This window comes from Sphingomonas sp. BK345 (assembly GCF_014193845.1).
Classification (GTDB): domain Bacteria; phylum Pseudomonadota; class Alphaproteobacteria; order Sphingomonadales; family Sphingomonadaceae; genus Sphingomonas.
Window position 1 is genome coordinate 117,111 of sequence record NZ_JACHZX010000006.1, and the last position, 11,924, is coordinate 129,034.

Consider the following 11,924-nt stretch of genomic DNA (forward strand, 5'->3'; position numbering starts at 1 on the left):
CTCCCCCCATGGAGGCGGCTCGTTTGAGGCGGCCCCCTCCACCACTCGCGGCGCGAGTGGTCCCCCTCCCCACGAGCGGGGAGGAGCCTATCTAAGCAAAAGGGGCGCCCGGTTCGCACCGGGCGCCCTTCTCGCGTCAGCCGCTCGGCGCGACTTACGCGCTGTAGTACATGTCGTACTCGACCGGGCTCGGGGTCATCTCCCAGCGCGCCACGTCCTGCCACTGCAGCTCGACATAGGCCTCGATCTGATCCTTGGTGAACACGTCGCCCTTCAGCAGGAAGTCGTGGTCGGCCATCAGCGAGTCGAGCGCCTCGCGCAGCGACGCGCAGACCGTCGGCACCTGCGCCAGCTCGGCCGGCGGCAGGTCGTACAGGTTCTTGTCCATCGCCTCGCCGGGATGGATCTTGTTCTGGATCCCGTCGAGACCCGCCATCAGCAGCGCGGCATAGGCCAGGTACGGGTTCGCCATCGCGTCGGGGAAGCGGACCTCGACGCGCTTGCTCTTCGGACCGGTGCCGTAGGGGATGCGGCACGAGGCCGAGCGGTTGCGCGCCGAATAGGCGAGCAGCACCGGGGCCTCGTAACCCGGCACCAGCCGCTTGTAGCTGTTGGTGGTCGGGTTGGTGAAGGCGTTGATCGCCTTGGCGTGCTTGATGATCCCGCCGATGAAATAGAGGCAGGTGTCGGACAGGCCGGCATAGCCGTTGCCCGCGAAGAGCGGCTCCTTGCCGTTCCAGATCGAGAAGTGGGTGTGCATGCCCGAGCCGTTATCTTCCTTGATCGGCTTGGGCATGAAGGTGGCCGACTTGCCATAGGCATGCGCGACCTGGTGCACGACGTACTTGTAGATCTGCATGCGATCGGCGGTGGTGGTCAGCGTGCCGAAGGTCAGGCCCAGCTCGTGCTGCGCCGCCGCCACCTCGTGGTGGTGCTTGTCGCACGGCAGGCCCATCTCGATCATGGTCGAGACCATCTCGCCGCGGATGTCGACCGCCGAGTCGACCGGCGCGACCGGGAAGTAGCCACCCTTGGCGCGCGGGCGGTGCGCGAGATTGCCGCCCTCATATTCGCGGCCGGTGTTGGTCGGCAGCTCGATGTCATCGATCTTGAAGTAGCTGGTGTTGTAGCTGTTCTCAAAGCGGACGTCGTCGAACATGAAGAACTCGGCCTCGGGGCCGACATAGACCGTGTCGCCAATCCCGGTGGTGGCGACATAGGCCTCGGCGCGCTTGGCGGTGGTGCGCGGGTCGCGGCTATAGCCCTCGCCGGTCGACGGCTCGACGATGTCGCAGAACACGATCAGCATCGGCGTCGCCGAGAAGGGATCGGTGTAGACCGCGTCGAGGTCGGGCTTGAGAATCATGTCCGACTCGTTGATCGCCTTCCAGCCGGCGATCGAGGAACCGTCGAACATCAGGCCGTCGGTCCACTCGTCCTCGCCCATGACCGAAGCGACCATGGTGAGGTGCTGCCACTTGCCCTTGGGATCGGTGAAGCGCAGATCGACCCACTCGATCTCCTCGTCCTTGATCTTCTGCAGAACGTCTGCGGCCGTGTTCGCCATGATGCTTCTCTCTCTCGCAGGTGCGCTCCCCGAACGTTGCCGGGGCACGCGGTAACAGGGACGCCCGGGCGCGCGGCCGGGGCGATGGGATGTCAGATCGCGTCGTTGTCGCGCTCGCCGGTGCGGATGCGCAGCGCGGTCTCCACCGGAATCACGAAGATCTTGCCGTCACCGATCCGGCCGGTCTGCGCCGCGGCGGCGATCGCCTCGACCACGCGCTCGGCGAGTCCGTCCTCGACGACCACCTCGAGCTTCACCTTGGGCAGGAAGTCGACGACATATTCTGCGCCGCGATACAGCTCGGTATGGCCCTTCTGCCGCCCGAAGCCTTTGGCCTCGGTCACGGTGATGCCGCTGACGCCGATCTCGTGCAGCGCCTCCTTCACCTCATCCAGCTTGAACGGCTTGATGATCGCCTCGATCTTCTTCACGCGATTGACGCCCCACCTCGGATGAAAGACCGATACCCCGCGAGGTACCTTGCACCGACCGTGCCAGCCGCGGACGCTCAGGGCAACCCAGTGCGGCGACCGACCGGGCCGTCGGCGCGCCTGCCCGAAAAACGGGCAAACACCCGCCGACTGCCACCGCTTTGAGCAACCCGACGCAGGCCAATTTGTTAAGCGGCAACGGCATAAGGGGCGACATGCGTAACTTCCGGTTGTCCTGGATCTTCGGCGTGTCGTCGCTCTCGCTGCTGCTCGGCGGCTGCGGGGGTGGTGGCGACGGTGGCAGCAGCACGGCGAACACCCCCGCCGCGGTCGTGGTGACGCCGGCCACCGCACCCGCTCCCTCGCCGACGCCGAGCCCGACGCCGCAGCCCACCCCCACGCCGGTCGCTGCCGATCCCGCCTCCCCCGCGCCGACCGGCAGCTGGGCGGCACGCGCCGCCGCGCTCTTCACCAGCCAACCCGACGTGCCCGATTGCCGCGCCGGTGTTCTGGCCGACAGCGTGCGCGCCGACGTGCTCGCGCGGCTCAATGCGATCCGCGCGCTCCACCACCTGCCCGCGGTGACCTATTCCAGCGCCGACGACGAGCAGGCGACCCAGGCGGCGCTGATGATGGCGGCCAACGGCCAGCTCACCCACACGCCGCCGGCCGACTGGAAATGCTACACCGATACCGGCTCGACCGGCGCGGGAACGAGCAACCTCTACGGCGGCCTGATCTCGCCTTACCTCGCCTACTACACCGAGGACATGTATCTCGGCGGGTGGCTCACCGAGACGACCAACCTGGTCGCCAACAACGTCGGCCATCGCCGCTGGATGCTCGATCCCTTTCTGGGCAAGATCAGCTACGGCCGCGTCGCGCAGGTGCTCGCGGACGGCAGCCGCACCGACGCGGCGGCGATGAAGGTGGTGTCGTTCACCGGCGGGGTCACGGCGCCGGGCGGGCTGCCGCCGTACGTGGCCTATCCCTACGGCGACTATCCGGCGCGCTACTTCGACCCCGCCGCGCTGCTATCCTTCTCGGTGATCGCCGACGCGACGCGGCGCGGCGGCGCCAACGCGCAGGTCGATTTCTCCAAGGCGACGATACGGGTGGCGAACGGCGACACGGCGCTGACGGTGTCGAACATCAGCTTCGACAACACCGGCTACGGCGTGCCCAACAACATCCAGTTCGCGGTCGCGGGGCTGGCCAACGGCGTGACCTACACCGTGACGATCGACGGCGTGACGGTGCGCGGCCAGCCGCAGAGCTACAGCTACACCTTCCGGATCGTGCCGTAGCCGGGCACCCGACCTGCCGCGACGGGCATTCGCCCGGCTCATGCCGGGCACGTCCCTGGCTAAATCAACCGGAACCACTCCAGATCAACGCGAAGCCGCGACGCGCGTGTCAGGTTGCGCGCATGTTTCCGGACGCTTCCCTGCCCGCACGGCCGTTGCTCCTGCTCGCCGAGGCCGAGCCGTTCCGCGCCGACTATCTCCGCCACGCGCTCCACGACGCCGGGGCGCAGCTGCTCGGGCCGGTGCGCTCTGTGACGGAGGGGCTGGCGCTGCTCGCCAACCTGCGCGAGCGCCCGGCCGCCGCGATCGTCAACCTGCGGCTGAGCGATGGAAGCGCGCTGCCGCTGCTCGACGCGCTCGACGCCGGCGGCGTGCCGCTGCTGCTCATCGGCGAGGCGGGGATGGCACCGCCGCCGCATCTCGCTGCGCGCCCGTGCCTGCTCGCACCTTTTGCCTCCTATCAGATCGTCGATGCCGTCCGCGCGCTGCTCGTCGCGATGAGGCCGCTGTCACCCGCACCCGCATCAGTAGCCGAGAGCGCTCGGCATGGCTGACGCCACCGAGCCGACGCCCGGCGCCACTGCGCTGTTGATCATCGACATGATCAACGACCTCGACTTCGATGGCGGCGAGCAGCTCGCTCCCGCGGCCATCGCGGCGGCGGACCGCATCCGCGCGCTGCGCGACCGCGCCGACGCGGCCGACGTGCCGGTGATCTACGTCAACGACAATTTCGGGCGCTGGCACGCCGAGCGATCGAGCATCGTCGACCATTGCCGTCGCGAGGGCAGCCGCGGCGCCGCGCTGATCGACGCGCTCCGCCCGCGCGAGCGCGACTATTTTGTGGTGAAGCCGCAGTTCTCCGGCTTCTACGCGACCAACCTGCCGGTGCTGCTGCCCCAGCTCGGCGTGAGCCGGCTGATCCTGACCGGGGTCGCGGCGGACATCTGCGTGCTGTTCACCGCCGCCGACGCGCACATGCGCGACTATGACCTGTGGGTGCCCGAGGACACAGTCGCGAGCGAGCGGAGAGAGCATCTCGACTGGGCCTTGGAGCTGATGCGCAAGAGCATGTGCGCGGAGACCGCGGCGAGCGACGACCTGAGCTTGGAGACGTGGTTGGCGCGGGCCGACACCTGAGCTGCGCCCGCCACCCGGAAGATCACCCGCTCAATAGTTCGGCCACAGCCCCGGCGTGGCGATCTCGAGCACATGGCCGTCGGGATCGTTGAAATAGACGCTGCGCCCGCCCGCGGGCCAGTGGATCTCGCTGAGCTCGCCCACCCCGTTCGCCCGCAGATGATTGCGCCAGGCGTCATAATCCTCAGCCGCGGTCTTGAACGCCATGTGGAGCGGACCGGCGCCGTCGTGCCCGGGGATATGCCCCTGTGGCGTGTCCTCGCCCGCGGTCGACTCGCCACGCGCGAAGATCAGCAGCACGCTGCCGCCGCCGGCGTCGAACGCGGTGAGCCGCTCCTCGTCGCGCAGGATCGTCAGCCCCAGCACGTCGCGGAAGAAGGCGATCGAGCGCGCCTTGTCGTCGACATACAGCGCGGTCTCGAGCACCCCGTTGAGCTGCGGCATCATCGTCTCCCGTGGTGCGGCGCTCAGGCGCCGCCGCTACGCTCAACGACCAGCCCGACCGCGGCGATCCGCCTCACTCTATTCCGCCCCGCTCGCTGCTCAGGCGGCGCGCGCGGGGAGCGCGGCGGCGGCTGAAGCCTGTTCGGCGAGTGCTTGCTCCAGAGGTCGCAGCAGCAGCAGGTTGCGCACCGGCGGCTCCCGCCCCGCATCGCCGTGGCGCAGGTGCCACTCGCCGGTCGCGCGATCGATCAGCAGATCGAGCGCGGCGCGGATCAGGTCGGGTACGTAGGTGGGCGTCGCGGCCCGCGGCGTCGGCGGCCGGTCGGGCGCGAACAGATCATCGGCGACGGCAACCAGCGTCGCGGGCGTGCGGCGCCGCGATCGCGGCGGTTCATCACCCCAGCTCGCCTCGATTCGCAGGCGCGGACGTGTCGGAGGCGAGTCGCCGCCGCGCGGGTCGCCCTTGAGGTCGACCACGGCCCAGGCCTCCGGCGAGTCGTCATCGCGCTCCCCGAAGACCATAGGGATCGCGCGCTGCGCGCAGGCTGCGGCGAGATGCGGCGCGAGCGCGTCGTCGCGTCCGAGCACCAGCAGCGGCGGCACCGCCACGCGCGCGACCTCCTGGTACGGCCGCTGCGCCGACATCGGTGCGGGGCGCGGCACCGCGGCATAAGCGAGCCGCTCCGACCGGCGCCACCAGCCCGGCACGTGCGCCAGCGGGTCGCGCGCGCTACCCGACACCAGTGCGCGCAGCAGCGGCACCATCGCCGTCGCGCGCGGCACGCCGGAGGAGACGTCGTAGACGCCGGGCTCGTACCATCCGCCGCCGGTCAGCAACGTGTTCCACCCCTGGCTGCCGAGCAGCGACCAGCACGTCACCGCCCGCAAGTCGACGCCCTCGGCGCGCAGTGCCACGGCACCGTCCCACGCCTCGGCCATCCAGCGCATCTGCTCCTCGCGCGTGCAGCCGTTGTGCACCTCAGTCACCGCCAGCGGCAGCCGGTAGCGCGCCCAAGTCTCGCGCAGCACCCCCACCAGCCCCGGCGCGCCGGGCTGGAGCGCGCGTACCGCCTCGACGTCGGCGTAGCGCTGCCGCCCGTTGCCGCCGTGCGTGTGAGCGGGATAGCGCGCCACGCGGTGATCAAGGAAACGATCGCTGGTGAGGTAATGGTTCACCCCGATCACGTCGGGCGGGCACGGCGCCGCCGCGAGGGCGTCGAGCCGCGCGGCGAGGCCGAAGTCACTCAAGCGCGCGTGCAGCGGATGACCGGGCACGACTCGGCCGCACAGCAGGTCCCACGTCGCCCAGCGGCGGACATTGTCGAACGCCACCTGATCACGGGTGGCGACGGTGCCGAAGCTGCGGCCCAGGTCCTCGGTCTGGATCAGCCGTGCCCGCGGGCTGACCGAGCGGATCGCGGCCATCGCGCGCGCGGTGCCGTCGACCTGGTTGACCAGCGCGCGCCAGAAGTCGCGCTCTTCGACGCGGTGCGGATACCAATGGCCGTACAGCGCGGCGAAGCGCGCGGTGGTGAGCGGCTCGTTGACCGGGGTCCAGTCGTCGATCCACGGATAACGCTCGGCGGTGGCGCGGGCGTAATCGGCGAGCAGCGCGGGAAAGTGCTCGTCGAGCAGGTCGGTGTAGCGCGGACCCGAACCGTGATGGACCAGCCCCGCGATCACGCCGACGCCGCGCGCGCGCAGCCGCTCCAGCCGCTGATCATACCAGCCATAGTCGCGCGACTCCGGCCGCTCCGGCGCGACGCTCTCCCAGTGAATCGGATAGCGCAGCGCGCTGATCCCGAGGTCGGCGATAAGATCGATGTCCTCGGGGCGGTCGCGATGGCCGAGCAGCGCGAATTGATCGACGTAATGGTCGCCGATACGATTCACGGTACACTCCAGGCCGCCCCACAGCTCGAGTTCGCGCATGCTCCGGCTCCTCTGCCCGATCGTGCCGCCAACGTCCGGGCCCGCGCGCCGTTGCCTCGCCAGCGCAAAATCGCCGTCGACACTTCAAAGCAAACCTAAGTTTATCAGATACTTACACTGGAACATGCGGCTATGTTGCTGAGTTTCCCAATGTGTCCGAACCATCGGGAGACTCCTCCGTGACCCTGCCCTCGCCCCCCCTGCCGCACCAGGACAGCCGTGCGACCGCCAGCGACGACGAGGGCACGCTGATCTGCTTCAGCCACCTGCGTTGGGATTTCGTCTTCCAGCGACCGCAGCATCTGATGAGTCGCTTCGCGCGCGCACGGCAGGTGCTGTTCTGGGAGGAGCCCATCGTGACCGCGGCGGACGCCGCGCCGCGCGTGGAGCAGCGCCGCTGCGCCAATACCGGGGTGACGGTGTGCACCCCGCACCTTCCCGCCGGTCTCGCCGGCGACGCGGTATGCGCGACGCTGCGCGACCTGCTCGACGCGATGATGGCGGCACCGCGCGGCCCGGTGGTGCGCTGGTATTACACGCCGATGATGCTGCCCTTCTCCGAGCATCTCGCCGCCGATTGCATCGTCTACGACTGTATGGACGAGCTGTCGCAGTTCAAGAACGCGCCGCATGACCTGTTGCCGCTCGAGCAGCGGCTGCTCGACCAGGCCGATCTGGTCTTCACCGGCGGCCACAGCCTCTATGAGGCGAAACGCGAACGTCACGACGCGGTGCACGCCTTCCCGTCGAGCGTCGACGTCGCGCATTTCGCCGCCGCGCGCGCGCCCGGCGCGACCCCCGCGGACCAGAGCGACCTGCCCGCGCCGCGGCTCGGCTTTTACGGCGTGATCGACGAGCGGATGGATCTCGGACTCCTCGCCGCGCTCGCTGACGCGCGCCCCGACTATCAGATCGTGATCCTTGGCCCGGTGGTGAAGATCTCACCCGACGACCTACCGCGGCGCGCCAACCTCCATTATCCCGATGGGCGCGGCTACGCCGAACTGCCCGCCTATCTGCGCGGCTGGGACGTGGCGCTGATGCCCTTCGCGATCAACGAGGCCACGCGCTTCATCAGCCCGACCAAGACGCCCGAATATCTCGCCGCCGGCCGCCCGGTGGTGTCGACCCCGGTGACCGACGTGGTGCGCAGCTACGGCGACGTGCCGGGCGTGTTCGTCGCGGCCGAGGCGCCCCAGTTCGCCGCGGCGTGCGACGCCGCGCTCGCGCTGGCGCGCGCGCCCGAGCGCTGGCTGCCGCAAGTTGACGCGCTGCTCGCACGCGGGTCGTGGGACCAGGTCCAGAGCGAGATGGCCGCGCTGATCGACGCCGCGATCGCGCGCGGCAGCCACGTCCAGCCGATCGTCTCTCCGGTGGCCTGGCCGGTGACGACGCGCGAGCGCTACGACGTGATGGTGGTCGGCGCCGGCTTCGCGGGCGCGGTGATGGCCGAGCGGCTCGCCGCCGGCTCGGGCAAGCGCGTGCTGGTGGTCGATCGCCGCCCGCATGTCGCCGGCAACGCCTATGATCATCTCGACGCGGGTGGCGTGCTGATCCATCAATATGGCCCGCACATCTTCCACACCAACTCAAGCGAGATCGTCGACTATCTGTCGCGCTTCACCGACTGGCGCGCGTATGAGCACCGCGTCCTCGCCGACGTGCGCGGCACGCTGGTGCCGATGCCGATCAATCGCACCACCCTCAACGCGCTCTACGGCCTGGCGCTGGAGACCGAAGCGGAGGCCGCCGCCTTCCTGGCCAACCGCGCCGAGCCGGTCGACGTGGTGCGCACCTCGGCCGACGTGGTAATCTCCGCCGTCGGGCGCGATCTCTACGAGACCTTCTTCCAGGGCTATACGCGCAAGCAATGGGGGCTCGACCCGTCCGAGCTCGACAAATCGGTCACCGCGCGCGTGCCGACCCGGACGAACACCGACGACCGCTACTTCACCGACAGCTTCCAGGCGATGCCGCGCGACGGCTACACGCGCATGTTCGAGCGGATGCTGGACCATCCCAACATCGACGTGCTGCTCGGCGTGGACTACCATGAGGCGCGCGACGCCTATCCGCACGACCATCTCGTTTTCACCGGCCCGATCGACGAATATTTCGGCTACCGCTATGGCCAGTTGCCGTACCGCTCGCTGCGCTTCCAGCACGAGACGCTGGAGCAGGAGTGGCACCAGCCGGTCGCGGTGGTGAACTATCCCTCGCCCGACGTGCCGTACACCCGCGTGACCGAGTACAAGTATCTCACCGGGCAGCAGGCGCCCAACACCAGCATCACCTACGAATATCCGAGCGCCACCGGCGATCCCTATTACCCGATCCCGCGCGCGGAGAACCAGGAACTGTTCAAGCGCTACGAGGCACTCGCCATCGCCGAGGCGGGCGTGAGCTTCGTCGGGCGGCTGGCGACCTATCGCTATTACAACATGGACCAGGTCGTCGGGCAGGCGCTCGCCACCTACCGCCGGCTGGCGGAGCGCTGGCGCGAGCCCGACGCGCCGCGGGTGGAGCCGCTGCTCCGCCCCGCGGCGGCCTGATCGGCGTGATCAGAGCAGCAGGCGCAGCGCCAGCGAGGTGGTGCGGCCGTTGATCGCGCGGGCGCGGACGATGCCATTCGCCGGGATCGCCGCGTCCTCGGCTTCGGTGAAGCCGAGCTGGTCGAACAGGTTGTTGCTGTTGACCGACAACTGCAGCCGCTCGCCCAGGTGCCAGGTGGCGAACGCGCCGACCGTGGTGAAGGCGGGCAGCTTCAGCTGGTTCGTGTCGTCGGTGAAGCTGCTGGTGGTGCCGACGACATTGGCGCCCAGCTCGATCGGCCCCAACGCCAGCTCCGGCGTCGCCTGGTAGATGAAGCGTGCCTGGCGCCGCGGGACATTGCCCACCGTGATCGGCTTGATCTGGTCGGCGACAATCTTGGAGTCGGTGTAGGTGCCACCGGCGGAGAGGCGGAAGACGCCGAGATCGAGACTACCTTCGCCTTCGACGCCGTGCGCGCGATACACACGGTCGACGAACACGCCGGGATGCGTGCTCTCCGCATTCTGCTCGCCCGTCTGCGCCCAGAAGCCGGTGAGATCGAGCCGTGTACCGGCCCGGCGGAATTTGAACCCGCCCTCGACCTGCTCGACACGATCGACGGCTGCGTTCGGCTTGGTGAGTCGCCCGGTCACCAGGCTCATGTTCGCGGGATTGAACAGCAGCCGGTCGGCGTTGGTGCGCCCGCCGCGGCTGTAGCGCGCGAAGATGGCGAAGGGCTCGGCCAGGCGGAAGTTGATGCCCGACGAGTAGGAGAGATAGTGCCAGTCGTAATCGACCGGTGCGGAGAAGCCGGCCGGAAAATACGCTACCCGCTCCTCCGCGGGCGCGATCACGCCGTCGCCGTTCATGTCGCGCGACGTCAGCGGGATCGGCTTGCCGTACAGGTCGGACCCGGCGATCAGCCCCTCGGCGTGGCCCAGATCATAGCGGAGGCTCGCGCCGATCGAGACGCGGCCGAGCTTGTAGTTCAATGAGCCGAACGGTGCGTTGGTGAAATAATCGACGCGATGTCGGCGCCGGCAACAATCGCCGAAGAAGCTGGCGCCATAGCCGTACACACCCTCCTGCGTCTGTGCCACACCATCGGCGTCGAGCACGTCGACCAGCGTCGCGTTACCGCCGCCGCGCACCTCCATCACGCGCGACGCCCACAGCCAGTCGGTGTGGATATCCTGCCGCGAATTGTACAGGCCGAGCGTGCTGGTCAGCTCGCCGGGGCCGATCGGGTCGACGCGGCTGCCGCGCAGATCGTTGAAGACGTTGCCGAGATCGTTGAGCTTGGTGTTGAAGACGATCATCCGCGCGAGCAGGCCGTTGCCGCCACTCAGCGCGGTCGGGTCCGTGATCGGGACACCCGCGTTCGGGCCGGTGGCGTAGCGCAGCGTGCCGGCGGGCTTGACCATCGTAGCGGCGATCTCGCTCGCCGCGCCGACGCTCTCCGGGAAGTCGCCGCCGATCCGCCCGCTGATATGGCTGTAGCGGAAGCGGTCGATCACGGTGAAGCCGGCGAGCGTCGCCTGCGCCTCGACGCCGAACGACTGAACCGTGGAGCGGCGGCCGTGGCGCTCGTCATAGACGCTGTAGCGATTGTCGCCGTCGAGCGTGGGCACGCGCAGCGCGTAGCGCGAGAACAGCGCGTCGTGGGCGATGTCGAAGCCCGGCAGGCTCTGATAGTGCGGCGAGGCGTCGCTGCCGGTCACGCGCACCGGGTTGGGCGCATAGCCGACCGCGCCGTCGTCGAGCACCTTGCCGTACAGCCGGACATAGCCGCCCGCGAACTCGCGGGTGAGGTTCAGCTTGAACTGGCCGCCGCGGTTGCCGTCATAGCCGATCCGGCGCGGCCCCTCGCCGACACGGACGAAACCGCCGAAATGATAACGCCAGTCGTCGCCCAGCCGCCCGCCATAATCCACGTCGAGCCGGTGCTCGCCATAGTCCAGGCCCTCGAGCAGCTGGACCGCGCCGCCCTCGGTCTCGCCGGTCTTGGAGATCAGGTTGATCACGCCCCCGGGTGAATTGGACGCGAAGGTGGAGGCGGAACCGCCGCGGATCGAGGCGATCGCGGCGAGGTTGAGATCGGCGCGCATGAACATGTCCGCGTTGGCGAAGGCGATGTCGCCATATTCCAGCACCGGCAGGCCGTCCTCTTGGAGCTGGAGGTATTTGCCCCCGCCCGTCGCCATCGGCAGGCCGCGGATCGAGAGGTTGGCGCCGCCCTCGCCGCTCGAGCTCTCCGAGCGAATGCCGGGGATGTTGCGGAACACCTCGGCGAGCGAGCGCGGCGCAATCTTGTCGATGTCGTCGGCGAGCAGCTGGCTGGTGGAGACCGCGGTGTCGAGCCGGTCGCGCCCGCGCGCCACCGCCGTGACGACCACGTCGCGGTGCGGCGTCTCCGTCGCGCCCCGCTGGTCGGAAGCGGTCGTCTCGACTGAGGGCGTGGTCACGTTCGTCGTGGCCTGAGCGAACGCGTGCGCGGGCACGACGATCGCCGCCGCCGCGAGGAGGAGGGTCTTGAAACGCATGATACCTCGTCCGTGGTGAAAAGAGGAA

At 69.1% G+C, this 11,924-nt stretch carries 9 protein-coding genes; 4 read left to right on the forward strand and 5 right to left on the reverse strand.

Annotated elements, in window-relative coordinates:
- Window positions 1-154: 154 nt before the first annotated feature.
- Both glnA and FHY03_RS17580 read right to left on the reverse strand, forming a co-directional pair.
- Complete coding sequence (glnA, locus tag FHY03_RS17575; RefSeq protein WP_183924528.1) at window positions 155-1,567, reverse strand: type I glutamate--ammonia ligase; 1,413 nt, start codon at window positions 1,565-1,567, stop codon at window positions 155-157.
- Window positions 1,568-1,659: 92 nt separating this feature from the next.
- Window positions 1,660-1,998: a P-II family nitrogen regulator gene (locus FHY03_RS17580; RefSeq protein ID WP_132910351.1), complete on the reverse strand. Its 339-nt coding sequence runs from the start codon at window positions 1,996-1,998 to the stop codon at window positions 1,660-1,662.
- Window positions 1,999-2,213: 215 nt separating this feature from the next.
- Between FHY03_RS17580 and FHY03_RS17585 the strand changes: the two genes are divergently transcribed.
- The 3 genes from FHY03_RS17585 (at window position 2,214) to FHY03_RS17595 (ending at window position 4,445) form a co-directional block, all read left to right on the forward strand.
- Window positions 2,214-3,305 (forward strand): CAP domain-containing protein, encoded by a 1,092-nt coding sequence (locus FHY03_RS17585; RefSeq protein WP_183931847.1) that lies wholly within the window; start codon window positions 2,214-2,216, stop codon window positions 3,303-3,305.
- 122 nt (window positions 3,306-3,427) lie between these two features.
- Window positions 3,428-3,859, forward strand: coding sequence for a hypothetical protein (locus FHY03_RS17590; RefSeq protein WP_183924524.1), 432 nt, complete (start codon window positions 3,428-3,430; stop codon window positions 3,857-3,859).
- Complete coding sequence (locus FHY03_RS17595) at window positions 3,852-4,445, forward strand: cysteine hydrolase family protein (protein WP_183924522.1); 594 nt, start codon at window positions 3,852-3,854, stop codon at window positions 4,443-4,445. Before FHY03_RS17590 ends, FHY03_RS17595 begins: the two co-directional genes overlap by 8 nt.
- Window positions 4,446-4,475: 30 nt before the next feature.
- Here FHY03_RS17595 and FHY03_RS17600 read toward each other — a convergent pair whose 3' ends face one another.
- Both FHY03_RS17600 and FHY03_RS17605 read right to left on the reverse strand, forming a co-directional pair.
- The gene (locus FHY03_RS17600; RefSeq protein ID WP_183924520.1) at window positions 4,476-4,889 is read right to left on the reverse strand and encodes a VOC family protein; all 414 of its coding nucleotides are present in this window, start codon (window positions 4,887-4,889) and stop codon (window positions 4,476-4,478) included.
- A gap of 99 nt (window positions 4,890-4,988) precedes the next feature.
- Complete coding sequence (locus tag FHY03_RS17605) at window positions 4,989-6,821, reverse strand: family 1 glycosylhydrolase (RefSeq protein ID WP_183931848.1); 1,833 nt, start codon at window positions 6,819-6,821, stop codon at window positions 4,989-4,991.
- A gap of 179 nt (window positions 6,822-7,000) precedes the next feature.
- Here FHY03_RS17605 and glf point away from each other — a divergent pair, with 179 nt between their 5' ends.
- Complete coding sequence (gene glf / locus FHY03_RS17610) at window positions 7,001-9,373, forward strand: UDP-galactopyranose mutase (protein ID WP_311722206.1); 2,373 nt, start codon at window positions 7,001-7,003, stop codon at window positions 9,371-9,373.
- 9 nt (window positions 9,374-9,382) lie between these two features.
- On the opposite strand, the gene FHY03_RS17615 is transcribed toward glf, so the two are convergent.
- Window positions 9,383-11,896, reverse strand: a complete 2,514-nt coding sequence (locus tag FHY03_RS17615; protein ID WP_183931849.1) for a TonB-dependent receptor domain-containing protein — start codon at window positions 11,894-11,896, stop codon at window positions 9,383-9,385.
- Window positions 11,897-11,924: the final 28 nt, after the last annotated feature.

Excerpts from the sequence above, each read along its gene's own strand:
- glnA (WP_183924528.1), bottom strand. The coding sequence starts at position 1,567 with ATGGCGAACACGGCCGCAGACGTTCTGCAGAAGATCAAGGACGAGGAG.
- FHY03_RS17585 (WP_183931847.1), top strand. The coding sequence starts at position 2,214 with ATGCGTAACTTCCGGTTGTCCTGGATCTTCGGCGTGTCGTCGCTCTCG.
- FHY03_RS17590 (WP_183924524.1), top strand. The coding sequence starts at position 3,428 with ATGTTTCCGGACGCTTCCCTGCCCGCACGGCCGTTGCTCCTGCTCGCC.
- FHY03_RS17595 (WP_183924522.1), top strand. The coding sequence starts at position 3,852 with ATGGCTGACGCCACCGAGCCGACGCCCGGCGCCACTGCGCTGTTGATC.
- FHY03_RS17600 (WP_183924520.1), bottom strand. The coding sequence starts at position 4,889 with ATGCCGCAGCTCAACGGGGTGCTCGAGACCGCGCTGTATGTCGACGAC.
- FHY03_RS17605 (WP_183931848.1), bottom strand. The coding sequence starts at position 6,821 with ATGCGCGAACTCGAGCTGTGGGGCGGCCTGGAGTGTACCGTGAATCGT.
- FHY03_RS17615 (WP_183931849.1), bottom strand. The coding sequence starts at position 11,896 with ATGCGTTTCAAGACCCTCCTCCTCGCGGCGGCGGCGATCGTCGTGCCC.